Genomic DNA, 24134 nt, shown 5'->3' on the forward strand with positions numbered 1-24134 from the left:
ACCGGCCCTTCGGCGTGCACGCGGCCGCCTCAGCCCAGGGAGGCCGCCAGCTTGAAGCGGGCCTCGCGCTGCGCCTTGTACAGCGCGAGCGTCTGCGCGTGCTCCTCCACGAGCCGCTCCTGGTACGCCTTCTCCACGGCGGCCCAGACCCCGACGAGGTTCACCTCGCGCTTGCACGCGACATCGGCCTTGGCCACGGTGACGGCCTTGGGGCCGCCCTTGTCGCCCTCCAGGCCCAGCTTCTCGACGACGTCGTACGGCGTATCGATCCCGCTGTATCCGGATTTGTCCATGCAAGCCGACCATTTCTCGAGCACCTTGACGACCCGTGAGTCCTGCTTGGACCGGTCGTGCGCCTCCGAGGCCAGCCCGAACGTGAAGAGCAGGTCCACGCTGTCCTTGGTCGGGGCGTACAGCTTCCGGTACGCCTCTCGCGCGCATCCGCCGGCCGGCACCTTCTGCCCGGCCGCCGTCAGGCCGCTGTCCACCTGCGCGGCTTCCTCCTCGGACTTCGCGTCGGGGATCTTCCCGCCCCGTACGCCCGGCTGCTCACCGTTCATGACGACGTAGGCGCTGTCGCTCAGCTGCGGGGCCGGCGGCTTGGGGGGTGTTCCCTCACCGGCAGACTTGTCGTATCCGTGGGCGGCGGCATACACCGGGTCGGCCAGCCCGAAGAGGTACCGGTGCCGGTCCTCGGTCCCGCCGCCACGCGCCTCGGCCGACTTCACCCCCTCGTAGCCGAACCCGTACCGGGCCATGCATCGCGAGATCAGCGCCTGCTGGACCTGGCCCATCCGGATCCGCTCGGCCTCGGTGTCCGTGTACGCGTCCATGGGAAGGGACAGCGTGGCCGTCTGCGGATCGACCTCGACGGGCCCGAGCTCCGGCTCCCCGCCCCCGGCGCCGCCGGCACCCGAGCAGCCGGCCAGGAAGACGGCCGTCACCAGGACGGCGGCCGCGCCGGCGGACCGGAGGCAGGGGGTACGCATCGCGTGGAACTCCTTCTTCCGGATTTACGGGTGGAGGGTGTACTTGGCAGAGCTGATCTTGTTCCTGAAGGCGTCCGAGGCGTCGCCCCAGTAGGCCGACGGGATCTCTCCGACGTTGCCGCCCAGGTCCTTGTCCGTGCCGACCTTCCAGGCGTAGACGTCCCGGTTCCAGTAGGACTCCGTGGTGTCGTTGATCCAGGTCCCGCTGGCCGAGCAGGATCCCTGGTACTTGTCATCGGAGAAGTTCAGGTCGTTGGTCACCAGGTCGAAGACGCAACCGGACTGACCCCGCCAGTAGAAGAGGCCGAACTCCTGGTTCTCCAGTGACCCGTCCCTCGCCCAGGCAGCCGCCGGACCCGCGGTACCCAGCAGAATGGCGGCCACCGAAACCGCGGCGACACTGCTCGCCGCAAGCTTGCGCATTGCCTTGTCCATCGCGCTTACCTCGCTCTTCAGGTGAAAATCCGGATGTGGGGACGGGTGGGGGAGATCGCGCTTTTCCGCCTGGCGGGGATCCAACAGTCCCTCCATGTTCCGGAGCAATGATTTTTCTCACCTGATGGACAGTCATTTCTGTTTCCCGACAGGTAACTTGTACCGACCGGCTGCCCCTACTTACTATCTGGCGGCGCACCTCCTCCTCACGCGGATGCGCACATTCCATTTCCATCGCCTTCCATCGCCACAAGGGAACCCCGTCGTGCAAGTACGGAATTTGGCCCCGATGCTTCTCCTGTGCATTTCACTGACGGGATGCGGCGGCGGTGACAACGAACCCAGGTCGAGCGACAGCCCGCCGCCCACCGCCGAGGAGATCGCCTACTACGACTGCCTGAAGAAGCAGGGCGTGGAGATCGTCTACACGGACTACGGGGCACCGCGCGAGAACAAGGACAAGCCGTGGAACGAAGAGGCTCACAAGGCCTGCGCGTCCCTGCAGCCGCCGCCCCCCAAGCCACAGCAGGCCGGCGCCGAGCGGCTCGCCGCCGCACGGAAGGAGTCCGCCTGCCTCCGGGCCGAGGGTGTCTCCTGGTATCCGGACCCGGACCCGATCACTGCAGAGATCGACCAGACCAAGAACACGCTCGAGGAATGGGCCTCGCTCAAACGCGACCACGTGGAGGCTCTGCGGAAGTGCCGAGGGGACCGCTGAGCGGACCGGGAGCGGACTCGCCCCGGCCGAAGGGGCCGGGGTCGGGAGTGCGTGAGGCAGGGTGCTCGGACGACCCGGGCGGGAGTCGGCCGAGGCATTCACGGCCCTGGGTTCCTGTTCATTCGCACATTCCCCACCGTGGAAAGAGACAGCACCGCCCTCTGTCTCCTCGGGTCAAGCGGAATTCAAGCCGAGTCGACATCCGCCACGAGGAATGATTCCAGCCTACGGTTCGTCAAAACAGCTCATTGGGACGGGGGTTGAACCTCCGTGGATCACTCTCTAGGATCACGATTCGCGTTCGCACGCCCTCTCGCTCTGCGGCGCCCTCATCCATCCTCATACCGAGGGAAGCGCCAGCATGCGCAAGCACGCCACCGCCCTGTTCTTCGCCGCCTCCGTCGCGCTCACCGCCTGTTCGGGCGACGGCGAGCCCAAGGCCGGCGACAGTCCCCCGCCCAGCGCGGCGGAGATCGCCTACTACGACTGCCTCAAGGAGCACGGGGTCAAGCTCACCCGCACCGACTACGGCGCGCCCCGCGTGGACAAGGACGAGCCGTCCGCGATCAAGAACCTTCCCGCGGCCCAGGAGGCGTGCAAGGACAAGGTTCCTCCGCAGGACTCCCCCGGGGAGGTCGACCCCGGGGTGCTGGCCGCCGCCCGTGAGGAGGCCAGGTGCCTGCGCGCCGAGGGCGTCTCCTGGTACCCGGATCCCGATCCGGCGACCGGCACGTATCCCGACGGTGCCGTGACCTCGGAGCAGGCGGCCGAGCTCAGGACCAAGCACACCGACGCGGTCCGCAAGTGCCGGCAGGCGAAGGGCCGCGCCGACGGCGAGCTCGGCGGATGAGTGAGCTGCGGGACGTCGTGGAGGACGTACGGGACGCCGAGGAGCCGGTGGCCGCCGGGGCGGACGGCGGCGGGCTCGCGCGGGGGCGGCGGGTGGTGCTCGGGGTGGTCGGTGGGGCCGCGTTGATGGCGCTCGGGGGACTGCTGGCCACCGCGGTGGTGAAGTCGCCCGCGCAGGTGGCCGCGGAGACCGGGCCGCCGGCGCAGGGGCCGCTGACCGCGGAGGTCGAGCGGCGGGTGCTCGCGCAGACCGTGGTGATGCGGGGGACGGTGGTCGCCGACCAGAGCGTCGAGGTCTCCCCGCAGCCCCGCTCCGGTGAAGGCGCGGGGACGCCCGTCGTGACCAAGCTGCCACTCAAGGCGGGGGACGCGGTCGCCGCCGGGCAGCTGCTGGCCGAGGTGTCCGGGCGGCCCGTGTTCGCCCTCAAGGGGACCCTGCCGGTCTACCGGGACCTGAAGCCGGGTGCCACCGGCGACGACGTCGCGCAGGTGCAGCAGGCCCTACGGGAGCTCGGGCACGGCACCGGCTCCGACCGCAGGGGCTTCTTCGGCCCCGGCACCAAGGCCGCGCTCACCGCCCGCTACCGGGCCCTCGGCTACGACCCGCTGCCCGCGGTGGCGGACGGCGGGGAGGGCCTCAAGGCCGCGCGCGAAGCCGTACGGTCGGCGGAATGGGCCCTCGAGGATGCCGAGGGCTCCGGCGCGGGCCGGATCGCCGCGGGCGCGGGGTCGGGCGGCGCGAGCGCCTCACCCGGCATCGGCGCGACGGCCGGGGGCAAGCCGGGCGCCGGTCCGGCCGCCGACGGCGCGCAGCCCACCCCCGGGCCGGCCGCCGACGGCGGGAAGGCCGCCGGAGGCGGCGGCGCTGACGGTGGCTCCGGCGATTCCGGGCGGGCCCTCACCCGCGCCCGCCAGGCGCTCGCCGACGCGCGGGCCCGGCTGGCCGCGGCCGAGGCCGCCGACGGGCCGATGCTGCCCGCCGCCGAGACCGTGTTCCTCGGGGCCTTCCCCGCCCGGGTCGGCGGGGTCGGCGGCCGCGTCGGCGGCCCGGTCTCCGGGGCGGTGCTCACGCTGTCCGCCGGGGAACTCGTCGTCGAGGCCTACCTCAAGGACGACAAGAGGCAGCTGCTGCGCGCCGGCATGGCGGTGACGGTCTCCTCCGAGGTCGCCGGCACCGACGTCCGCGGGAAGGTCGCGCTGGTCGCCACCGAGCGGTCGTCCGGCGCACCGGCCGGACAGCAGCCCGACCCGCACGCCCAGGGGGCCGGCGGCCAGGGCGGCAACCAGGGCAAGGGCGGCGGCACCGATCTCGGCTACCGGATGGTGGTCCGCGCCGACCAGCCGCTGCCCGCCGCGTTCGCCGGGCAGGACGTACGGCTGACCATCGAATCCGCCTCCACCGACGGCGAGGCCCTGGTCGTCCCGGTCACCGCCGTGTCCGCCGGCGCGGACGGCCGTACGGTCGTCACCGCCGTGGCCGGCGACGGCACGCAGCGGCGCATCGAGGTGCGCACCGGCACCAGCGGTGACGGCTTCGTGGCCGTGACGCCGGTCCAGGCCGACGCCCTCGCCGCCGGCACCCGGGTCGTCATCGGCTCCGCCCGGAAGGCAACCGGCGAGAAGGAGACCGGCGAGAAGCCGACCGGCGGCAAGGCGACCGCCAGATGAGGCTCCCGTTCCCCCGCCTCCGCCCCCGCCCCCGCCCCGGACCCGCCGTCCCCGCTCCCCCCGACGCCCCCGTCATGGAGTTCCGCGGGGTCGCGCTCACCTATCCCGGGCCGCCCCCCGTAGAGGCCCTCAAGCCCTGCGAACTAACCGTCATGCGCGGCGAGTTCGTCACCATCGTCGGCCCCTCCGGCTCCGGGAAGTCCACCTTCCTGAACGTCGCCGGGCTCCTCGACTCCCCCACCTCCGGCCGCTACCTCCTCGACGGCATCGACACCGCCGGACTCCCCGACCGCGACCGGACCGCCCTGCGCGGCCGCCGCATCGGCTTCGTCTTCCAGTCCTTCCACCTCCTGCCCCACCGCTCCGCCCTGGAGAACGTCGCCCTCGCCCTGCTCTACACCTCGGTCCCCCGCGCGGAGCGCCTCGCGCGGGCCCGCGCGGCCCTCGAACAGGTCGGCCTCGGCCACCGGGAGACCGCCGTTCCCGGCCGCCTCTCCGGGGGCGAGCGCCAGCGCGTGGCCATCGCGCGCGCCCTCGTCGGCCGGCCCTCGCTGCTGCTGTGCGACGAGCCGACCGGCAACCTGGACTCCGCGAACGCCGCCTCCGTACTGGCCCTGCTGGACGAACTGCACGCCGCGGGGATGACCGTCATGGTGATCACCCACGACCCCGGGGTCGCCGCACGGGGCCGCCGGACCCTCACCGTCCACGACGGCCGGCTGCGCGAGGAGGTGGCCGCATGAGGGTGGACCCCACCCGCCTGTCGCTGCGCGACGCCGTGGCCGAGGCCGTCGCCGGCATGCTGCGCCGCCCCGGCCGGGCCGTGCTCACCGCGCTCGGGACGGTGCTCGGGGTCGGCAGTTTCGTGGCCGTCCTCGGCCTGACCGCCACCATCTCCTCGCAGATCGACGGCCGGTTCAACGTCCTCACCGCCACCGAGGTGACCGTCGAGGACATCGCCGGCCGGCAGAACGAGTTCGCCGGGCCCGGCTTCCCGGCCGACGCCGAACAGCGGCTGCGCGAGGTCGCGGGCATCCGCAGCGCCGGGGTCATGTGGACCGTACGGCTGGACTCGAGGACGACGGTCGGCGCCCTGCCCGCGGGCGGCGGCAACGCCGCCACCGGCATCACCGTCGTCGCCGCCTCCCCCGGGGCCGTCACCGCGCTCGTGCCCACCCTCCAGGAGGGGCGGCTGTACGACCACTTCGCCGAGCGGAGCCGTGGCCGCGTGGTGCTCATCGGCAGCGGCGTCGCCGAGCGGCTCGGCATCACCACCCTGGCCACTCGGCCCGCCCTCTACATCGGCGAGGAGCCCTTCACCGTCGCCGGCATCATCGCCGACGTCGAGCGCAAGCCGGAGAACCTGCTGTCCGTGCTCGTGCCGCGGGCCACCGCCGAGGAGCTCTGGGGGCCGCCCCCGCCGGGGGCCGCGAGCATGCTGATCGCCACGGAGCTCGGCGCCGCCCGCCAGATCGCCGACCTCGCCCCGCTCGCGCTGCGCCCCGACCACCCCGAGTACCTCAAGGCCGTACCGCCCCCCGATCCGCGGACGCTCCGCTCCGGGGTGACCTCCGACCTGAGCGCCCTGTTCCTCCTCCTCGCCGGGATCTGCCTGGTCATCGGCGCCGTCGGGATCGCGAACACCACCCTGGTCGCGGTGCTGGAGCGGACCGCCGAAATCGGGCTGCGCCGGGCCCTGGGCGCACGCGGCCGGCACATCTCCGCCCAGTTCCTCACCGAGTCCGCGACGCTGGGCGCGCTCGGCGGCCTGGTCGGCACCTCCGTGGGCGAGTTGACCGTGGTCGCCGTCTCCCTCGCCCGCGACTGGACCCCGGTGATCCATCCCGCCACCGTCGCCGCGGCCCCGCTCGCCGGCCTGCTCACCGGGCTGCTGGCCGGGCTCCATCCCGCCTGGCGGGCAGCCCGTGTCGAACCGGCCGAGGCCCTGCGAAGATAGCGGCTGCGTGCCTGACCGTCAGACCGCAGCCCGCCCTGGAGGTGGTGGTCCGTGAGCACCGAGCCGTACGAGCACCACGGCACCGGCGGTTCGACCGCCGTTCCGGCCGCGCTCGGGCTGTGCCTCCTGTCGGTCGGCGGCTGGCTGCTGACCACCGCCCGCCCCTGGCAGAAGCCGGGCCACCCGCTCGCGCTGGGCCTCGGCTGGACCGCCTCGGCGGTACTGCTGGTGTGCGGTCTGGCCCTGATGACGCGCTGCGTGCGCAGGGTCCACACCCCGGCCCCCGAACCGACCAGCCCCGGGGAAGCCCCCACCCCCGCCCGCCCGGCGGACCAGGGGTGTCCTCCGGCCTCGACGGACACGGGTGCCTCGTGACTCGATCCGCCGTACGCCGGGCCGCGGCCTCTCGGTCCGCGGCCCGGCGTTGAGCCGTCACGCTCGGGGAGCCACCTTCGACAGGCCGTTGATGATGCGGTCCATCGCGTCGCCGCCCGTCGGGTCGGTCAGGTTGGCCAGCATCTTCAGCGTGAAGCGCATCAGCACCGGGTGGGACAGGCCGCGCTGGGTGGCGATCTTCATGACCTTCGGGTTGCCGATCAGCTTCACGAAGGCACGGCCCAGCGTGTAGTAGCCGCCGTAGGTCTCCTTGAGGACCTTCGGGTAGTTGTGCAGGGCCAGTTCGCGCTGTGCCGGGGTGGCCCGGGCGTGGGCCTGCACGATGACGTCGGCGGCGATCTGGCCGGACTCCATCGCGTAGGCGATGCCCTCGCCGTTGAACGGGTTGACCAGGCCGCCCGCGTCACCCACCAGCAGCAGGCCCTTGGTGTAGTGCGGCTGCCGGTTGAAGGCCATCGGCAGGGCCGCGCCGCGGATCGGCTGGGTCATGTTCTCGGGGGTGTAGCCCCAGTCCTCCGGCATGGACGCGCACCAGGCCTTGAGGACCTCGCGCCAGTCCAGCTCCTTGAAGGCGGAGGAGGAGTTGAGGATGCCGAGGCCGACGTTGGAGGTGCCGTCGCCCATGCCAAAGATCCAGCCGTAGCCGGGCAGCAGCCGGTCCTGGGGGCCGCGCCGGTCCCACAGCTCCAGCCAGGACTCCAGGTAGTCGTCGTCGTGGCGGGGCGAGGTGAAGTACGTGCGGACGGCGACGCCCATCGGGCGGTCCTCGCGCCGGTGCAGGCCCATCGCGAGGGACAGCCGGGAGGAGTTGCCGTCGGCGGCGACCACGAGCGGGGCGCTGAAGGTGACCGGGGTCTTCTCCTCGCCGAGCTTCGCCTGCACGCCGGTGATGTGGCCGGTCCGCGGGTCGCGTACGGGCTCTCCCACGTTGCAGCGCTCGTAGAGCCGGGCGCCGGCCTTCTGGGCCTGGCGGGCGAGGGTCTCGTCGAAGTCGTCGCGCTTGCGGACGAGTCCGTAGTCCGGGTAGGAGGCGAGTTCCGGCCAGTCCAGCTGGAGCCGCTGTCCGCCGCCGATGATGCGCAGGCCCTTGTTCCGGAGCCAGCCGGCCTCTTCCGAGATGTCGATGCCCATGGCCACCAGCTGCTTGGTGGCGCGGGGCGTCAGGCCGTCACCGCAGACCTTCTCGCGGGGGAAGGCCGTCTTCTCCAGGAGCAGGACGTCCAGCCCGGCCTTGGCGAGGTAGTACGCGGTGGTCGAGCCGGCGGGCCCGGCCCCGACGACGATCACGTCCGCGGAGTGTTCGGAGAGGGGCTCGGTCACGGCGGGTTCTCCCGAGGGCTCGATAACTCGATAAAGGGTGCCCAAGGGCACCGGACATGTGCAGTCTATGCAGCGAGAGAGATCACGATCCGAAGGGCTGCCCCGATGACCACCTCGCCGACCCGGCCGCTTCCCGTCGTACGGCTCCGCGTGCCCACCGACGAGGACGCGCGCGCCTGGCACCGCGTCTTCGACGACCCCGAGGTCATGGAGTTCCTCGGCGGCCCGGCCGAACCGTCCGTGTACGAGGAGATAACGGCCCGCCAGCGCATGCACGACGCGCAGCTCGGCTACTGCCTGTGGACGCTGATGGACGCGGAGGGCACGGTGCTCGGCTTCACCGGCGCCCAGCCGTGGCCCCGGGAGAAGGCGTGGGGGCCGGTCGGCGAGATCGAGATCGGGTGGCGGCTGGGCCGGGCGGCGTGGGGGCGGGGCTACGCGTACGCCGCTGCGCTGGCCACGCTCGAACGGGTCCGGGAGGCCGGGGTCCCGGAGGTGGTGGCGATGATCGACGACGCCAATGCCCGTTCGATCGCGGTGGCGGAGCGACTCGGCATGACCCTGGCCGACCGCTTCCCCCTCCCGGGCGGCCGCCGCCACGGCCGCCGCTACGAACTGACGCTCGCGCGGGGGTGAGGGGCGGGGGGGGCGGGGGGGTAGGGGTCCACGCGCGGGCGGGACTTCTCCCCCTCGGGCTCCGGCCGCCTGAGGGTGGCTGCCCACCCGCCCCCTTGGCTGCGGGCCGGGACCCGGGTGGCGGGACCCCGGCGTACGGCGGTGGGGACCGGGGCGGTGCGGGAAGCGTGGAAGCCGGCCGGACGGACACCGGACCGTGCGGGGTGGCTTCGGGGGGCGGGACCCAAATACTCGGAATCGGTGAGGGTTGGGGGTTTCCCGTCGCTCTCATCGTCTCTCCGGTTCGGGCCGGTCCCTCAAGGGCGCTCCCTGCGGTCGCGTCGCTTCGCGATGGCCTGCGGCCACCCTTGACCGACCGACCCGAACCGGAAAGTCGAAGAGCAACGGGAACCCCCCCAAAAGAACGGTCCACGGGTCCCACGTCCTTCTACGGGCCCGCCAGCGATGCATTGGGCCCGCTCCGCCAAGTAAGCGAAGGCCCACCCGCAGGCCGGGCAGGGCCTGGGGCAGGGGCATCGGGCCCACCTCGGCCCGGCGGGAGCCATAGGAAGACATCTCCCGGGCCGGGGGCGGCTCTACCTGCACGAAACAGCGGCGAGAAGCCCCTCCGAAGCCGGGCACGCGTCAAATCGCTACGCGCTCCTCGCCCACGGCGTCCGCCGCCCGCCTGGGGCTGGGCATAAGCCGCCACAAATCGCTACGTGTTCCTCGCCGACGGCGTCCGCCAGCCGTCTGGGGCTGGACATAAGCCGCCCAAGATCGCTCCAAGCAACCCCAAGACGGCGACAGCAGGTAGTTTGTGGCTATTTGGTAATGGGGTGAGGGGCGGCAAGCGTCCTGGCGGAGTGTGAGGTTGATGAATCCGCTGTCAGGCTCCTTCAGGGCGCTTGCCGACCACCCGATGGGCCCGCAGGCGCACGCGAAGCCCGTCTACCCACCCTTCGTGGGCGGCTTATGTCCCACCCAGGCGGCCTGATCGCCGCCAGGCCACCTCAACCACGTAGCGGTCCATGGCGGCTTATGCCCAGCCCCAGACGGGCGCCGGACGCCAAGCCGTGAGGAGCGCGTAGCGATCTGACGCGCCCGGGAGCACCGGAGGGGCTTCTCGCCGCTGTTTCGTGCAGGTAGAGCCGCCCCCGGCCCGGGAGATGTCTTCCTATGGCTCCCGCCGGGCCGAGGTGGGCCCGATGCCCCTGCCCCAGGCCCTGCCCGGCCTGCGGGTGGGCCTTCGCTTACTTGGCGGAGCGGGCCCAATGCATCGCTGGCGGGCCCGTAGAAGGACATGGGACCCGTGGACCGTTCTTTTGGGGGGTTCCCGTTGCTCTTCGACTTTCCGGTTCGGGTCGGTCGGTCAAGGGTGGCCGCAGGCCATCGCGAAGCGACGCGACCGCAGGGAGCGCCCTTGAGGGACCGGCCCGAACCGGAGAGACGATGAGAGCGACGGGAAACCCCCAAACCCTCACTGGTTCCGCACCGTCGGCTACCGCCCCCCGAAGCCACCCCGCACGCTCCGGTGTCCGTCCGGCCGACGTCCGCGCTTCCCGCCCCGCCCCGGTCCCCACCGCCGTACGCCGGGGTCCCGCCACCCGGGTCCCGGCCCGCAGCCAAGGGGGTGGGTGGGCAGCCACCGTCCGGCGGACGGGGCCCGAGGGGGGAGAAGTCCCGCCCGCGCGTGGAACCGTACACGCGCGCGGGGAACCGTAACCCCCGCCCCCGCCCCTGCCGGAACCCCCACCCCCTAGAACACCGACAGGCCCGTCAGGGTCGTGAAGCGGTCCAGGGCCGCCACGCCAGCGACCGAGTTGCCCTGGGGGTCCAGGCCGGGGCTCCAGACCGCCAGGGTGCACTGGCCCGGGACGACCGCCACGATGCCGCCGCCGACCCCGCTCTTGCCCGGCAGGCCGACGCGGTAGGCGAATTCGCCCGCCGCGTCGTACGTCCCGCACGTCAGCATCACCGCGTTGATCTGCTTCGCCTCGCTCCGCGTCAGCAGCCGCGACCCGTCCGCCCGCAGCCCGTGCCGCGACAGGAAACGGGCCGCGCGCGCCAGGTCCTCGCAGCTCATCTCGATCGAGCACTGCCAGAAGTAGTGGTCCAGCAGCGCCGGCACCGGGTTGTCGATGTTGCCGTACGAGGCCATGAAGTGGGCGACGGCGGCGTTCCGGTCGCCGTGCTCGTGCTCGGAGGCCGCGACCTCGGCGTCGAAGCCGACGTCCGGATTGCCGCTCTCCTCCCGCAGGAACCGCAGCACCTCGCTGCTCGCGTCGCCCGTCAGCGTCTGGAGCCGGTCGGTGACGACGAGCGCCCCCGCGTTGATGAACGGATTGCGCGGGATGCCGTTCTCGTACTCCAGCTGTACGAGGGAGTTGAACGGGTTGCCGGAGGGCTCCCGCCCCACCCGCTCCCACAGGCTGTTCCCGCCCTCCGCCAGCGCGAGCGCCAACGCGAAGACCTTGGTGATGGACTGGGTGGAGAAGGGGACCCGCCAGTCCCCGACCCCGAAGACGTTGCCGTCGAGGTCGGCGAGGGCCATCCCGAACCGCCGCGGTTCCACGGACGCGAGCGCCGGGATGTACTCGGCGGGCGTGCCGCTTCCGATCAGCGGGGCGATGTCCTCGGCGACCTGCTCCAGCAGCGTTTGGTAGTCCACCTCGGGCTACTGCTTCGTGCCGCGGTGCAGCGCCACGATGCCGCCGCTCAGGTTGCGCCAGGCAACCTTGCCCCAGCCGGCCTTCTGGAGCAGCGCGGCCAGCGCGGGCTGGTCCGGCCACGCGCGGATGGACTCGGCGAGGTACACGTACGCGTCGGGGTTGGAGGAGACCGCGCGGGCCACGGGCGGCAGGGCCCGCATCAGGTACTCGGTGTACACGGTCCGGAAGGGGGCCCAGGTGGGCTGCGAGAACTCGCAGATGACGACCTGGCCGCCGGGCTTGGTCACCCGGTACAGCTCGCGCAGGGCGGCGTCGGTGTCCTGGACGTTGCGCAGCCCGAAGGAGATCGTCACGGTGTCGAAGACGTCGTCCTTGAAGGGCAGCTTCGTCGCGTCACCGGCCGTCAGCGGCAGCCAGGGGTGCTTGCGCTTGCCCTCCCGCAGCATGCCGAGGGAGAAGTCGCAGGGGACGACGTACGCGCCGGTGGCGGCGAAGGGCAGCGAGGAGGTCGCGGTCCCCGCGGCGAGGTCGAGGACGTGCTGTCCGGGGCGCGCGCCGACCGCCTTGGCGACCTCCTTGCGCCAGAGCCGGGCCTGGCCCAGGGAGAGCACGTCGTTGGTGAGGTCGTAGTTCGCGGCGACGCCGTCGAACATGGAGGCGACTTCGTGCGGCTGCTTGTCCAGGGAAGCGCGGGTCACTGGCGTTCGCCCCTCGGTGTGCGATCCGGATCTGGCGGATTCGGTGGATCTGGCGGGTCTGGTGGATCTGGCAGGTCTGGCGGAGTACGGGCCCATCCTCTCAGGCCGCCCCGCCGGCCCCGCGTACCGGCCCGGCGGCGAGGAACCGGCGGCGAGGTACTGGCCCGAAGGACAGTTGCCTCACGGGCGCCCGGCCGCGTTGACTGGGCGGGTGCGGCCCGGTGACGGTCACCCGCCGGATCACGCGCCTGACCAGCCGGATCCGTGGCGGCCGCCATGAACAGAGGGCTCACGATGCCGGCAGGCCATTCCACCGGCCGCTCCCGTCTCAGTCCGCGCGCCCGGCGCCGGGCCGAGCGGCGCAAGCGGCTGCGGCGCACGATCATCCTCGGCTCGGTGGCGCTCGCCGCCGTCTCGGCGACCGCGTACGCGCTGGCGCCGGGGGACGAGACCGCCACCGCCGCGGACGGCCGGACGGCGGTCCAGCCGGACCGGCCGCAGGAGGGGCGGCCCCCGGAGGGCTCCGACGCCGCGCCCCAGGGCGGCAAGCGGTCGCCCGCTCCGGCCCGTTCGGCCGCCGCGCCCACCCCGCCGGGCCACGGCTCGCCCACCCCCTCCCCCGGCGGCTCCGGGACGCCCGCCGCACCCGTCCCGGTCTCCGGGCCCGGCACCTTCAAGGCCTCCGCCGCCTCCGGCAGCGCCCAGGGCAAGGGGACCGTGCGCCGCTGGCGGATCGAGGTGGAGGAGGGCAGCGGGGTGGACCCGGACTCCGCCGCCCACGCCGTCGAGGCGATTCTCGGGGACCCGCGCGGCTGGACCAGGGACCCGGCGTACGCCTTCCAGCTCGCGGGACCGGGCCAGCCGGTGGACTTCACCGTGAAGATCGCGACGCCCACGACCACCGACCGCCTGTGCGAGGTGGTCACCCCCGAGCTGATCGGCGAGACCAACTGCCGTGCGGGGCACACCGTCGTGGTCAACCTCAAGCGCTGGCAGGAGGGGTCGCCGCAGTTCAGCGGGCCGGTGGAGGAGTACCGGGCGCTGATCGTCAACCACGAGGTCGGGCACGAGATAGGCCGCGACCACGAGACCTGCCCCGGCCCGGGCAAGCCCGCGCCCGCGATGATGCAGCAGATCAAGGGGTTGCTCGGCTGCAAGGCGAACGCCTGGCCGTTCGACGCGAACGGAACTTATCTGTCCGGTCCGCTCGTCCCCTAACCGGGAGAGCCGGCCCACCGGATGGGCCGGCCGGGGGCCGAGGAGTGGAAACCGTGCGCGTCGTCAGCTTCAGCATCCCCGCGTGGTTCCCCTCCTACGACGCGCAGGTGCCGCAGCAGGCCCAGCTCACCGAGCAGGAGTCCGCGGTGTTCCTGTGCCTGGCCACCGGGGCCTCCAACGCCGAACTGGCCGCCGAGCTGCAACTGTCCGTCAGCACGGTCAAGTTCCACGTGGTCAACATACGGGCCAAGCTGGGCGGTATCAGCCGCCTCCAGGCCTGCCTGCTCGCCGCCCTCGCCCGCCAGGACGTCACCGTCAGCGGCGGCGGTGCAGCAGCCGCCCCCCGATGACGGTGGCCACGCAGCTGGTCGCGCCCCGCGCCGGCAGCGCCTGCACGTCCTGCGCCGCGAAAACCGCGAAGCGCGCCGGGGCGCCCGGTTCCAGGACCCCGTAGAAGGCCTGCTCGGCCGCGTCCCGCCCGGCGAAGGGGTCCAGGGAGGGCGGCGGCGCCGAGGCCGCCGGGGGCAGGACGGTGAGGCCCGAGCGGACCACCGCCGTGCGGACCGCCGGGACCGTGAAGCGGCCGGTGACCGCCACCACGCCGCGGGCGAGGAGCTTCTGGGTGCCCCGCCGGGCGCTGTGGCCCCACCGCGCCTCGGTGATCTTCAGCGCCTCCAGCTCGGCCTCCCCGCTGATCGGGTCGGCGCCGAGCTCGGTGACCTCGTACGGGTCGTCGGGGTAGTACGTCCGCTCCAGCAGGGCATCACCGCCGTGCACCAGCAGCCCCGGGGTGAGGACCCCGGGCCAGCGGCGGGCCCGCGCGTGCGGGTGCCGCTCGGCGAGTTCCGCGAAGGGGCCGGCCTCCGCGATCCGGTCGCCCTCGACCAGGACCGCGCCGTCCGGCAGCGGCTCGCAACCCGCTCCCGGGACGAGGAGTTCGGCGGTGTGGAGCGTGCGCATCAGTTCGTCGCGATGAGCTTCAGCTCGGGGTGCGCGGTGCCGCCCTCGATGGCGGTGGAGGAGATGTGCGAGACCACGCGGTCGTCGACGGGGTCGTTCGCCGGGTCGTCGTGCACGAGCAGGTGCTCGTAGGTGGTCGCGCGCTGCGCCGGGGTGCGGCCCGCCTTGCGGATGAGGTCGATGATCTCCTGGCGGTTGGAGCGGTGCTTGGCACCGGCCGAGGAGACGACGTTCTCCTCCAGCATGATCGAGCCGAGGTCGTCCGCCCCGTAGTGCAGCGAGAGCTGGCCGGCTTCCTTGCCGACGGTCAGCCAGGAGCCCTGGATGTGCGCGATGTTGTCGAGGAAGAGGCGCGCGATCGCGATCATGCGCAGGTACTCGAAGATCGTCGCCTGGGTGCGGCCCTTGAGGTGGTTGTTCTCGGGCTGGTAGGTGTACGGGATGAAGGCGCGGAAGCCGCCCGTACGGTCCTGCGTGTCCCGGATCATGGCGATGTGCTCGATGCGCTCGGCGTTGGTCTCGCCTGTGCCCATCAGCATGGTGGAGGTGGACTCCACGCCCAGCTTGTGGGCGATCTCCATGATCTCCAGCCAGCGCTCCCCGGACTCCTTGAGCGGGGCGATCGCCTTGCGCGGGCGCTCCGGCAGCAGTTCGGCGCCGGCGCCGGCGAAGGAGTCGAGACCGGCCGCGTGGATGCGCTTGATGGCCTCCTCCGCCGAGACGCCCGAGATGCGGGCCATGTGCTCGACCTCGGAGGCGCCGAGGGAGTGGATGACCAGCTGCGGGAACGCCTTCTTGATGGCGGAGAAGTGGTGCTCGTAGTACTCGACGCCGTAGTCCGGGTGGTGCCCGCCCTGGAACATGACCTGCGTGCCGCCGAGCTCCACGGTCTCCGCGCAGCGGCGCAGGATGTCGTCGAGGTCGCGGGACCAGCCCTTCTTCGTGTCCTTGGGGGCCGCGTAGAAGGCGCAGAACTTGCACGCCGTGACGCACACGTTCGTGTAGTTGATGTTCCGCTCGATGATGTACGTGGCGATGTGCTCGGTGCCGGCGTAGCGGCGGCGGCGCACCGCGTCGGCGGCCTGGCCGAGGGCGTGCAGGGGTGCGTGGCGGTAGAGGTCGAGCGCCTCTTCCTTGGTGATCCGGCCTCCTGCGGCGGCGCGGTCGAGGACTGACTGGAGAGCGGCCTGGTCGGTCACCGGTGCGTCACCCTTCGGCGGTGTGTCAAGGTCCGGACCGATCCAGCCTACGCCAGGGGGTCGGGCGGGATTTCACGGGCTGCGGGTGAGGTCTCCCTCGGGGTTTCCGGCCGGGTTGTCGCCCGACTTGTAGTGCAGCGTCCCGTTGGGGTTGAGGGTGAAGCGCTCGTCGGCGGACCCGTTGGAACAGACGCCGGGGGCCGGGTTGGGGCCGCCCGAGGTGTCGAGGACGAGGGAGCGGTCGGTGGCGGAGGCGAGCTTCCAGTCGCCGCTGCAGTCGGTGCCGAGGATGGCCAGGACCGACTTGTCGCGGGCGACGACCTCGCCGACCTTGCCCTTGCGGATGGTGATCTCGAACTCCGTGGGGACGCCGAGGCGGGCGGTGGTCACCGTGCCCTTCCAGGTGCCGACGAGGGCTTCGGGTACGTCGGTACGGGTGCCCGCGGGAGGCGCGGTGCTCGCGCCCGATGCGCTCGGCGCGGCCTCGGACGCCCCGGGGGTGGCCCCCGGCTGCGGCGCCGAGGCGGAGGTGCGCGGACCGCCCTCGGCCGTGTCCCGGTGCCCGTCGCCCTGGCCGGGGAGCAGCCCCGTCCCGTACAGCCCGCCGGTGACGGCGGCCAGCACCGCCGCCGCGGCGAGCACCAGGGTGCAGCTGAACCGGCGCCCGGCCGCGCTGACGGTGACCTGCCGCCCGTCGGAGGCGGTACGCGGTCCGGGCACGCCTGCGCCCGCGTTCTCGGCGGGTGAGCCGTAGGGGCCGTACGGGCCCCCGGTGCGGCCGGCCGCGGAGGCCGGCCCGTACGCGGGGTCCGGCGCACCGAAGCCCGGGCCGCCCGGCGTGGAGGAGCCGCCGTCGGCGCCCCCGCCCGGGGCTCCGTACCCACCGGCGGCCGCGCCGAAGGAGGAGCCGTACGGCCCCGGCCGGCCCTGGCCCCCGTAGGAGGAGTCGGGCGATCCGAAGCCGGCCCCCGCTGGCCCCCCGTAGGAGGCGGCCGTGAACGGCACGGGCCCCGAAGGGGCCTCGGCGGGCGCCCCCTCGACGGGGCCGGCGTCCAGGTCGAGCAGCGCCACCGCCGCCCGGCTGGCCTCCTCGACCAGGGGTGCGGGCAGCCAGCCGGGCGCGCCCAGGGCGCCGCCGAGGGCCTCGGCGACGGCCTGCGGCGCCGGGCGGTCGGCGGCCGCCTTGGCCAGGCAGGCCTCGATCAGCTCGCGCAGCTCCCCGGCCGGGACCGCGCCCAGCTCGGGCGGCTCGTGGACGACCTTGTAGAGGAGGGTCGCCGAGTTGTCCCCGGTGAAGGGCGGCCGGCCCGTGGCGGCGAAGGCCAGCACGGCCCCGAGCGAGAACACGTCGGCCGCCCCGGTGATCCCCTTGCCGAGGATCTGCTCGGGGGACATGTAGCCCGGCGAGCCGACGGAGACCCCGGTGGAGGTCAGCGAGGCGGTGCCGTCCGTGGCCCGCGCGATCCCGAAGTCGATCAGCCGGGGACCGTCGAGGGTCAGCATCACGTTCGACGGCTTCACGTCCCGGTGTACGAGGCCCAGCCCGTGCACGGCCACCAGGGCGCGCGCCAGACCTGCGCCGACGGCCCGTACGGAGACCTCGGGCAGGGGGCCGTGCGCGGCCAGTGCCCGGTCCAGGGAGGGGCCCGCCACGTACCCGGTGGCCACCCACGGCACCGGAGCCTCCGGGTCCGCGTCGAGCACGGGCGCGGTCCACTCGCCGCCCACCCGGCGGGCTGCTTCGACCTCGCGGCGGAACCGGGCCCGGAACTCCTCGTCGGCCGCGAAGTGCGGGTGCACGATCTTGACGGCGACCGTCCGGCCGCCCGCGCTGCGCCCCAGGTAGACCCGGCCCATCCCACCGGCGCCGAGCCGGCCGAGCAGCCGGTACGCGCCGATGGTCCGCGGTTCGCCGGCTTCGAGCGGCTGCATCGCGTCCCCCATCCCCCGAGCTCGTCCGGTCCGGTCAAGCAGCACCTTAGGGGGTGCGCGGTCGTGCCGGGCCGGAAGCCCGGGAGATCGCTCTCCGCCCTTTCGGTATTCCGCGCCGGGCGAACGGAATACGGAAAGGCGGGAAATCCCCGGCAAACGGAACGGGCCTTTCAGCGCTCCGCGGGGACCGCTTCCAGGAGCTGCACGGCGACGTCCTGCGCATAACCCGTCGTCGCTCCGGTCCGCCGGGCGAATTCCCTTACGCCGGCGAGCTGCTGCGGCCCGAAGCGGAAGTCGAGCGTCGTGAAGTAGCGCTCCAGCAGCTCCGCGTCGAAGGCCTCCCAGCGGGCCGCCTGCTCGGCGACCTTGGTCACCTCTTCGAGGGAGAGGTCCCGGGAGGCGAGGAAGGCCTCGTGCACCTCGCGCACGACGCGGGGTTCGCGGGCGAGGTAGTCCTTGCGGGCGGCCCAGACGGCGAAGACGAACGGCAGCCCGGTCCACTCCTTCCACATCTGCCCCAGGTCGTGCACGGCCAGGCCGAGCCGGGGGGCGTCGTGGAGGGAGGCGCGCAGCGCGGCGTCGCCGATCAGCACGGCCGCGTCCGCCTCCTGCATCATCACGCCCAGGTCGGGCGGGCAGGTGTAGTAGTCGGGCTGGACCCCGTAGCGCTCGGAAAGCAGCAGCTGGGCGAGGCGTACGGACGTGCGGGAGGTCGAGCCGAGGGCGACGCGGGCGCCGTCGAGCCGCTCCAGCGGCAGCTGCGAGACGATCACGCAGGACATCACCGGCCCGTCGCAGCCGACGGCGAGGTCGGGGAAGGCGACGAGCTGGTCGGCGTTGCGGAGGTATTCGACGAGGGTGATCGGGGCGATGTCGAGGTCACCCTGGACGAGGCTCTCGCTCAGCTTCTCGGGGCTGTCCTTGGTCAGCTCCAGATCCAGCAGCGTGCCGGTGCGGGCCAGGCCCCAGTAGAGGGGCAGGCAGTTCAGGAACTGGATGTGGCCGACGCGGGGCCGGCTGCGATAGACGTCCACATCGCGAGACTAGCCCCCGGGTCCCCGTCAGCCTTCCGGCGGGTCTCAAACGTCCGAGTGACGTGATCTTTCCCTCTGGTCTCGGCCGCAGGGTGCGTGCTAGGCTCGACGCAAGTTGCAGTTTGGTTTCCCTTGCAGTACGAGGCCTGCGGAGAATGTGACCCGCAGGCTTTTGTAGTTTTCAGACTTCTTAGCAGGTTCTGGAGCAGGGCGACCCTTTGGCCCATAGGAGGGCTCATGGCTACCGGAACCGTGAAGTGGTTCAACGCTGAAAAGGGCTTCGGCTTCATCGCCCAGGACGGCGGCGGCCCGGATGTCTTCGTCCACTACTCCGCGATCAACGCCTCTGGCTTCCGCTCCCTCGAGGAGAACCAGACGGTGAACTTCGACGTCACGCAGGGTCCGAAGGGCCCGCAGGCGGAGAACGTCACCCCGGCTTAATCGCCTGGGCCAACCTTAATCGCGGTTGGAATAGCAGTACCCAAGGAGCCCTGTCCCCTCTGCGCGAGCAGAGCGGCAGGGCTCCTGCCTTTTCCCTCCCGGGTGGGGTGGCGGAGGAACACAGCCGCCCCCCCCGGCACCGTCGATACGGTGCCGGGGGGGCGGCTGCGTTCCTGGTTCCCGCGGGCGGGGCCGGGGCTGCTGCCCCGCTCTCGGCTACGGCTTGGCGGGGTCCGGAGCCGGCTGGGGCACGGGGGCCGTGATCTTGAGGTCCAGCATCAGGGTGACCTTCTGCGGGGTGGTCAGGCGCAGGGTGTAGGTGCCGGCGGGCAGGTCCGCGTCCGTGAAGAGCTCCGGGAGGACGATCTTGCCGTCGGCACCCGTCTTGGGCAGCGGCAGACTGAAGATCTTCTTGCCGGTCTCGTCCTTGAAGTACGGGCCCTTCGCGGTCGCCGGGTCCACGGGGACCCACGCGCCGTCCTTGTCCTTCACGACCAGCTCGGCGACGGTCTCCGTGCCGGAGACGGCCTTGCCGCCTGCCGTGGCGAGGACCTCGACGCCCGTGATGCTCCGGCCGGCGACCGTCTCCAGCGGCTTGGCGCCGTCCGGGCGGGCCAGCTTGTCGGCGACCGGCTTGGCGGTGACCTTGCCGGCGAGCTTCATCGTGAAGCTGCCGTTCTTGTCGTACGCCGAGACCCGCAGGGTGAAGGTGCCGGCCTGGGCACCCGCCTTGAGGCCGGGCGCGGCCGCGGTGCCGTCGGCGCCCGCCTTGACCGCCACGGACTTCTGCGCGGCCTGGCCGAAGCCGGTGCCGCCGGTGGTGTCCTCCTCGACCGTGAAGACGACCTCCTGCCCGGCGGCGGGCTTGCCGTCGCTGAGCACCGCCTTGACCTTCGGGACCTCGGCGAAGTCCGCCCCCGTTTCGGCCGTGAGGCCGGAGCCGCCGAGCAGCGACAGCTCGGCCAGATGCGCGGCCGGCGTCGGGGTCGGGGTCGGGGTGGGCGTGGGCGTCGGGGTGGGCTTGGGGGTCGGCGTCGGAGTCGGCGTCGGCCTCGGGGTCTGCCGCTGGGGCTGCGGGGTCGGCAGGTGGCCCGGCGGCTGGGTCGGGTAGTTGCCCGCGGGCGGGTTCGGCACCTCGGTGACGCCGCCGGCCTGGTACTGCCGCATGTAGCCGAGCACGGTGTTCACGTACTCGCGGGAGTTGTTGTAGCTGAGGATCGCCGAGTCGAGCTTGGCCGCGACCGACAGGTCCCGGTCGCCCGCGCAGAGGTAGAGGCCCGCGCCCAGCGCCGCGTCGTAGATGTTGTTCGGGTCCCGCTTGCCGTCGCCGTTGCCGTCGGCACCCCAGGTCCGCCAGGTGGAGGGGATGAACTGGAGCGGGCCGATGGCACGGTCGTACTCGGTGTCCGCGTCCCATTCGCCCTTGTCGGTGTCGCGGATCTCGGCGAAGCCGTTGCCGTCGAGGCGGGGGCCCCGGATCGGCTTCTCGGTGGAGCCGTCGGCCTTGAGCCCGTAGCCCGAGGCGTGTACGGACTCCACCCTTCCGATGCCGGCGAGCAGCTGCCAGGGCAGTTTGCAGCCGGGGAGCGCGGCGGCCACCGACAGCTCGGCACGCTTGTAGGCGTCGAGGGCGGTGCCCGGTATCCCGCTGGCGGCGTCCGTGCCGGTCGCCCCGGCGGCCGGCGGGTCGGCGACTGTGTCGGGCAGATCCAGCCGGGCATCACCGCGGTCGGCGGCCTGCGGGCTGTCCGGGGTCGGTTCGGACTCCCCCGCGTCGGCGGTCGACGGGTTGGTCACGACCGCGGCGGTGGTCAGGCTGGCCGCGAGGGCGGCCGTGCACAGGACCTTGCGCGAGGTGTTGACGAGGTGACGGTGAAGCGGCTTCACAGTGCGGCGATCCCCCCAGGAGCCGTCCAAAGGTATACGGCCGGTCGGGCCGTGAATATCCACTGTCTATCAGGTATTCGGAAACGACTTGCCGTCCCCCCTGCAGATGTGACGCACCATTCGTCTCGGCTTCACCCGGCTCTCGTGGCAGAACGGACAGAGGAGGCACTCCCCTGTCCCCAATGCCCCGATGGCTCCGGATTAGCGACTCGGCCAGCGCGGTGTGTCCCGGGGGGCCTTCAGGAGGGCGTTGCGGGTGCGGTGCATCTGGAGGGCCAGTTGGACCTGGAGGGCCTCCTCGGGGGCCAGCCAGTCGGGGCCCAGCAGTTCGGAGATCCGCTCCAGGCGGCGCGAGACCGTGTTCGGGTGCACGTGCAGGCTTTCGGCGGCGCGGGTCGGGCTGCCCGCCGAGGCGAAGTACGCCTCCAGGGTGCGGGTGAGCTCGGTGCGCTGCTTGGCGTCGTAGTCCAGGACCGGCCCGATGGTGTGGTGGATGAAGTCACCGGTGTTGGGGGTGTCGGACAGCAGCAGCCCCAGGAAGCCGAGCTCGTGCGGCGAGGCGGTGCCGCCCGAACCGCCCAGGGCCGTCAGGGCGTCGAGGCAGCAGCGCGCCTCCTGGTAGGTGCGGCTGATGAGGGACAGGTCGGTGACCGGTCCCGCCGTGCCCACCGTCACCGGGTGGTTGAGCGCGGCGGACAGTTCCTCCGAAACCGCCCGCGCCGCCGCGCCGGGGTCGGTGCCGGGCAGCATCAGGATGATGCAGCCCTCGTCGACGCTCTTGAGCCCGCACAGCCGGTGGGCGTACGAGGACGCCCACATGACGGCGCGGCCCAGCGAGCCGCCTTCGGGCCGGGCGACGACCACGACGTGCGAGCCGTCGAGGTCGACGCCGAGCCGCCGGGCGCGCTCGGCGAACTTCGCCGCCGGCTGCGGCGCGCCCTTGAGGAGGTTGTTGAACAGTTCGTCGCGGACGTGGCCCTCGGCCACCGCCGCGCTGCGCTGCATCATCAGCAGCACGGCCGTCGCCTGGGACACCAGCGCGAGGAGCTGGATCCGGTGGGCGGTGTCCGAGTCCTCGACGGCCTCGTCGTTGGTCCGGGCGTGCGGCGCGAGCAGCAGGGTGCCGAGGGCCTCCTTGCCGGCCACGGCCGGGGCCACCCAGATGCCGTCGCCGGAGCGGACCGGCCGGCGTTCGGCCTGGGCGTCCAGGGAGAGCGCGCGGATCTCGTTCTCGTCCATGTCGGGGAAGGCCCCGGTGGACTCCAGGTCCCGGCCGGCCTGGTCGCGGATCAGCAGGGTGCCGCTGAGCAGGGTGGCGGCCTCGGAGGCCAGGGTGTGCAGGCCGCCGCCCTCCAGGACGAGTTCGATCAGGCGGCTGTGGGTGTCGCGCAGCCGCTGCGCGGCCGCGGAGGAGTGCATGGCCCGGGAGGTGTCGAGCTCCAGGTCCGCGACCTCGTCCCGGACGCGGTCCAGCAGCCGGGTCTTCTCGATGGCGACGGCCGCGAGGTCGGCGAGCGAGCTCATGAGCGAGATCTCGTCGTGGTCGAAGTGCCGGACCCGCCGGCCGGCCGCGTACAGGTTGCCCAGGTCCTCGTCGCCGTGGCGCAGCGGGACCGCCATGATGGCGTGCAGTCCCTCGGCCCGTACGACGTTGTCGATGACGTCGGAGTGCTTGAAGCTGTCGTCCCGGAGGTAGTCGGCCGACCAGAAGGGCGCCGCCCGCTGCCGCGCCTGTCTGCCGACGCCGCCGCTCATCGGGACCCCGAAGCCGACGGTGATCGCCGAGGTGTGGCCGTCGGCGGCCCGTACGTAGGAGCAGCCTTCGTCGAAGTCGTGGAAGGTCACCCAGGACATGTCGAGCCCGAGGAGCAGCCGGGTCCGTCGGGTGATGACTTTGAGCAGGGTGTCCAGGTTGTAGGGGAGCGTGAGGTCCCGCGCCGTGTCGACCAGGGCGCTCAGTCCCGCTTCCCGCTGCTGGCGCCGCGCGAAGAGGTTGCGGATGTTGAGGGAGATGTCCTTGGCCCGGATCAGACGGGCGAGTTCCTCGTCGAGAACTCCGGCTTTACGCGCCTTTCGGACGATGTCCTCGAACTCCTCCACGGGCGCCTCTCGGGCCAGCAGCTCCAGCATCTCGGCTATGTCCGCATGCGGCTCGTGAGTCTCCGGCATCCCCGCGGTCCCCTCCCGGCGCAAAGTCCCCCCTTGCACATTCCTGCGCAGAACGTAATCCCGCGCCCCTCAGTTGGTCAACATTGTCCATAAGTAAAAAGTCCAGGTCAGATGGGTTGGAGTGTGACTGGGCCACCGCGTTGCACACTCAACGTGGTTGCACGACCACCTTCTGGAGGCATTCGTTCCGCCGATACGGATATCCCTGGCACCACGACACGGGTGCCGTTCAGGATCGCTTATGGGGGGTTCCATGTCGCAGCTCCAGAGCTACGAGCGCTCGCTTGACCGTAGTCGCATGTCGTTGACGCGGCCCGACAGGCCGAAGGTTTTCTCCATGTGCGGACGCGAGTGGGATCTGCTGGACGAGGTGTTCGCTCCCCTCTACTCCCCCTCGACCGGCATTGCTCTCGATTTCCTCGATCTGAACGGGCAGAAGGCCCGTCACACCGGGTCGTTCCTGGAAATCGGCTGCGGCTCCGGCGTGACGGCCGTGATGGCCGCCCTGGCCGGCTGCGAGCGCGTGGTCGCCTCGGACATCAGCCCGCGCGCGGTGGAGAACGCCGCGGCCAACGCCGAACGGCACGGGGTCCACGACCGCCTGCGCGCCGTCCACAGCGACCTGTTCTCCGGCCTCGGCGAGGACGAGCGCTTCGACACCATCTTCTGGAGCTCCAACTACGTCCTCGCGCCGGACTCCTACGAGTACAAGTCCGTCCACGAGCGCGCCTACGTGGACGCCGGCTACCAGGCCCACCGCCGCTACCTGGAGCAGGCGCCCCGCTGGCTCACCCCGAACGGCTCGGCGCTGCTGCACTTCAGCGACCGCGGTGACGTCCGCGCCCTCTACCGGATCGCCCAGGAGTGCGGACGCGAGCTGCGCACCCTGCGCAGCCACCGCGTCAGCGAGGGCGAGTACGGCAGCGACACCGTGGAGCACATGCTCCTCGAGATCCTGCCGGCGTGAAGGGGAACGA

At 72.4% G+C, this 24134-nt stretch carries 22 protein-coding genes; 11 read left to right on the top strand and 11 right to left on the bottom strand.

Annotated elements, in window-relative coordinates; all coding sequences use genetic code 11:
• Positions 1 to 29 precede the first annotated feature (29 nt).
• A complete protein-coding gene (locus ACIP5M_RS26520; protein ID WP_401201388.1) occupies positions 30 to 989 on the bottom strand; it encodes a hypothetical protein in 960 nt (319 codons plus the stop codon).
• Between the two features lie 24 nt (positions 990 to 1013).
• Positions 1014 to 1424: a hypothetical protein gene (locus ACIP5M_RS26525; RefSeq protein ID WP_401201390.1), complete on the bottom strand. Its 411-nt coding sequence runs from the start codon at positions 1422 to 1424 to the stop codon at positions 1014 to 1016.
• Between the two features lie 289 nt (positions 1425 to 1713).
• Between ACIP5M_RS26525 and ACIP5M_RS26530 the strand changes: the two genes are divergently transcribed.
• The 6 genes from ACIP5M_RS26530 (at position 1714) to ACIP5M_RS26555 (ending at position 6991) form a co-directional block, all read left to right on the top strand.
• Positions 1714 to 2142: a hypothetical protein gene (locus tag ACIP5M_RS26530; RefSeq protein ID WP_401201392.1), complete on the top strand. Its 429-nt coding sequence runs from the start codon at positions 1714 to 1716 to the stop codon at positions 2140 to 2142.
• Between the two features lie 361 nt (positions 2143 to 2503).
• Positions 2504 to 2992 (top strand): hypothetical protein, encoded by a 489-nt coding sequence (locus tag ACIP5M_RS26535; protein WP_401201394.1) that lies wholly within the window; start codon positions 2504 to 2506, stop codon positions 2990 to 2992.
• Positions 2989 to 4659, top strand: coding sequence for a peptidoglycan-binding protein (locus ACIP5M_RS26540; protein ID WP_401201396.1), 1671 nt, complete (start codon positions 2989 to 2991; stop codon positions 4657 to 4659). The genes ACIP5M_RS26535 and ACIP5M_RS26540 overlap by 4 nt, the downstream gene beginning before the upstream one ends.
• Positions 4656 to 5402, top strand: a complete 747-nt coding sequence (locus ACIP5M_RS26545; protein ID WP_401201397.1) for an ABC transporter ATP-binding protein — start codon at positions 4656 to 4658, stop codon at positions 5400 to 5402. Before ACIP5M_RS26540 ends, ACIP5M_RS26545 begins: the two co-directional genes overlap by 4 nt.
• Complete coding sequence (locus tag ACIP5M_RS26550; RefSeq protein ID WP_401201398.1) at positions 5399 to 6616, top strand: ABC transporter permease; 1218 nt, start codon at positions 5399 to 5401, stop codon at positions 6614 to 6616. The genes ACIP5M_RS26545 and ACIP5M_RS26550 overlap by 4 nt, the downstream gene beginning before the upstream one ends.
• Positions 6617 to 6667: 51 nt before the next feature.
• Positions 6668 to 6991: a hypothetical protein gene (locus ACIP5M_RS26555; RefSeq protein WP_401201400.1), complete on the top strand. Its 324-nt coding sequence runs from the start codon at positions 6668 to 6670 to the stop codon at positions 6989 to 6991.
• A gap of 57 nt (positions 6992 to 7048) precedes the next feature.
• Here ACIP5M_RS26555 and ACIP5M_RS26560 read toward each other — a convergent pair whose 3' ends face one another.
• Entirely contained in the window at positions 7049 to 8332 is a 1284-nt protein-coding gene (locus ACIP5M_RS26560; RefSeq protein ID WP_401201401.1) for a geranylgeranyl reductase family protein, read from the bottom strand.
• Positions 8333 to 8437: 105 nt separating this feature from the next.
• Between ACIP5M_RS26560 and ACIP5M_RS26565 the strand changes: the two genes are divergently transcribed.
• Positions 8438 to 8968 (top strand): GNAT family N-acetyltransferase, encoded by a 531-nt coding sequence (locus tag ACIP5M_RS26565; protein WP_401201403.1) that lies wholly within the window; start codon positions 8438 to 8440, stop codon positions 8966 to 8968.
• Positions 8969 to 10706: 1738 nt separating this feature from the next.
• Here the strand turns inward: ACIP5M_RS26565 and ACIP5M_RS26570 are convergent.
• Both ACIP5M_RS26570 and ACIP5M_RS26575 read right to left on the bottom strand, forming a co-directional pair.
• The gene (locus ACIP5M_RS26570) at positions 10707 to 11618 is read right to left on the bottom strand and encodes a glutaminase (RefSeq protein WP_401201404.1); all 912 of its coding nucleotides are present in this window, start codon (positions 11616 to 11618) and stop codon (positions 10707 to 10709) included.
• Between the two features lie 6 nt (positions 11619 to 11624).
• A complete protein-coding gene (locus tag ACIP5M_RS26575) occupies positions 11625 to 12317 on the bottom strand; it encodes a demethylmenaquinone methyltransferase (RefSeq protein ID WP_401201405.1) in 693 nt (230 codons plus the stop codon).
• Positions 12318 to 12593: 276 nt separating this feature from the next.
• Here ACIP5M_RS26575 and ACIP5M_RS26580 point away from each other — a divergent pair, with 276 nt between their 5' ends.
• Together ACIP5M_RS26580 and ACIP5M_RS26585 are read left to right on the top strand one after the other, a co-directional pair.
• Complete coding sequence (locus tag ACIP5M_RS26580) at positions 12594 to 13535, top strand: DUF3152 domain-containing protein (RefSeq protein ID WP_401201407.1); 942 nt, start codon at positions 12594 to 12596, stop codon at positions 13533 to 13535.
• A 53-nt stretch (positions 13536 to 13588) separates the two neighbouring features.
• A complete protein-coding gene (locus tag ACIP5M_RS26585; RefSeq protein WP_401201409.1) occupies positions 13589 to 13885 on the top strand; it encodes a response regulator transcription factor in 297 nt (98 codons plus the stop codon).
• Here ACIP5M_RS26585 and ACIP5M_RS26590 read toward each other — a convergent pair.
• The 4 genes from ACIP5M_RS26590 to ACIP5M_RS26605 all read right to left on the bottom strand — a co-directional run bounded on the left by ACIP5M_RS26590 (position 13851) and on the right by ACIP5M_RS26605 (position 18660).
• Positions 13851 to 14495, bottom strand: a complete 645-nt coding sequence (locus ACIP5M_RS26590; RefSeq protein WP_401201411.1) for an imidazolonepropionase-like domain-containing protein — start codon at positions 14493 to 14495, stop codon at positions 13851 to 13853. The genes ACIP5M_RS26585 and ACIP5M_RS26590 overlap by 35 nt on opposite strands.
• On the bottom strand, positions 14495 to 15694 hold the full coding sequence (gene mqnC / locus ACIP5M_RS26595) for a cyclic dehypoxanthinyl futalosine synthase (RefSeq protein ID WP_401201413.1): 1200 nt from the start codon (positions 15692 to 15694) through the stop codon (positions 14495 to 14497). The genes ACIP5M_RS26590 and mqnC overlap by 1 nt, the downstream gene beginning before the upstream one ends.
• A 72-nt stretch (positions 15695 to 15766) precedes the next feature.
• Positions 15767 to 17626, bottom strand: a complete 1860-nt coding sequence (locus tag ACIP5M_RS26600) for a protein kinase (protein ID WP_401201414.1) — start codon at positions 17624 to 17626, stop codon at positions 15767 to 15769.
• Between the two features lie 170 nt (positions 17627 to 17796).
• On the bottom strand, positions 17797 to 18660 hold the full coding sequence (locus ACIP5M_RS26605; protein WP_401201415.1) for a menaquinone biosynthetic enzyme MqnA/MqnD family protein: 864 nt from the start codon (positions 18658 to 18660) through the stop codon (positions 17797 to 17799).
• Positions 18661 to 18897: 237 nt separating this feature from the next.
• On the opposite strand from ACIP5M_RS26605, the gene ACIP5M_RS26610 reads away from it, so the two are divergent.
• Complete coding sequence (locus ACIP5M_RS26610; RefSeq protein ID WP_030012116.1) at positions 18898 to 19101, top strand: cold-shock protein; 204 nt, start codon at positions 18898 to 18900, stop codon at positions 19099 to 19101.
• Between the two features lie 216 nt (positions 19102 to 19317).
• Here the strand turns inward: ACIP5M_RS26610 and ACIP5M_RS26615 are convergent, their stop codons facing one another.
• Complete coding sequence (locus tag ACIP5M_RS26615; RefSeq protein WP_401201416.1) at positions 19318 to 20988, bottom strand: lytic transglycosylase domain-containing protein; 1671 nt, start codon at positions 20986 to 20988, stop codon at positions 19318 to 19320.
• A gap of 201 nt (positions 20989 to 21189) precedes the next feature.
• Positions 21190 to 23157, bottom strand: a complete 1968-nt coding sequence (locus ACIP5M_RS26620; RefSeq protein ID WP_401201418.1) for a helix-turn-helix domain-containing protein — start codon at positions 23155 to 23157, stop codon at positions 21190 to 21192.
• Positions 23158 to 23494: 337 nt separating this feature from the next.
• On the opposite strand from ACIP5M_RS26620, the gene ACIP5M_RS26625 reads away from it, so the two are divergent.
• Entirely contained in the window at positions 23495 to 24124 is a 630-nt protein-coding gene (locus ACIP5M_RS26625) for a 50S ribosomal protein L11 methyltransferase (protein ID WP_401201420.1), read from the top strand.
• The last annotated feature ends 10 nt before the right edge of the window (positions 24125 to 24134 follow it).

It is taken from the genome of Streptomyces sp. NPDC088762, assembly GCF_044750905.1.
Classification (GTDB): Bacteria; Actinomycetota; Actinomycetes; order Streptomycetales; family Streptomycetaceae; genus Streptomyces.

Coding starts and splice junctions, on each gene's coding strand:
- ACIP5M_RS26525 (WP_401201390.1), bottom strand. CDS start 1,424: ATGGACAAGGCAATGCGCAAGCTTGCGGCGAGCAGTGTCGCCGCGGTT.
- ACIP5M_RS26535 (WP_401201394.1), top strand. CDS start 2,504: ATGCGCAAGCACGCCACCGCCCTGTTCTTCGCCGCCTCCGTCGCGCTC.
- ACIP5M_RS26580 (WP_401201407.1), top strand. CDS start 12,594: ATGAACAGAGGGCTCACGATGCCGGCAGGCCATTCCACCGGCCGCTCC.
- ACIP5M_RS26545 (WP_401201397.1), top strand. CDS start 4,656: ATGAGGCTCCCGTTCCCCCGCCTCCGCCCCCGCCCCCGCCCCGGACCC.
- ACIP5M_RS26625 (WP_401201420.1), top strand. CDS start 23,495: ATGTGCGGACGCGAGTGGGATCTGCTGGACGAGGTGTTCGCTCCCCTC.
- ACIP5M_RS26530 (WP_401201392.1), top strand. CDS start 1,714: ATGCTTCTCCTGTGCATTTCACTGACGGGATGCGGCGGCGGTGACAAC.
- ACIP5M_RS26550 (WP_401201398.1), top strand. CDS start 5,399: ATGAGGGTGGACCCCACCCGCCTGTCGCTGCGCGACGCCGTGGCCGAG.
- ACIP5M_RS26600 (WP_401201414.1), bottom strand. CDS start 17,626: ATGCAGCCGCTCGAAGCCGGCGAACCGCGGACCATCGGCGCGTACCGG.
- ACIP5M_RS26610 (WP_030012116.1), top strand. CDS start 18,898: ATGGCTACCGGAACCGTGAAGTGGTTCAACGCTGAAAAGGGCTTCGGC.
- ACIP5M_RS26590 (WP_401201411.1), bottom strand. CDS start 14,495: ATGCGCACGCTCCACACCGCCGAACTCCTCGTCCCGGGAGCGGGTTGC.
- ACIP5M_RS26620 (WP_401201418.1), bottom strand. CDS start 23,157: ATGCCGGAGACTCACGAGCCGCATGCGGACATAGCCGAGATGCTGGAG.
- ACIP5M_RS26520 (WP_401201388.1), bottom strand. CDS start 989: ATGCGTACCCCCTGCCTCCGGTCCGCCGGCGCGGCCGCCGTCCTGGTG.
- ACIP5M_RS26565 (WP_401201403.1), top strand. CDS start 8,438: ATGACCACCTCGCCGACCCGGCCGCTTCCCGTCGTACGGCTCCGCGTG.
- ACIP5M_RS26540 (WP_401201396.1), top strand. CDS start 2,989: ATGAGTGAGCTGCGGGACGTCGTGGAGGACGTACGGGACGCCGAGGAG.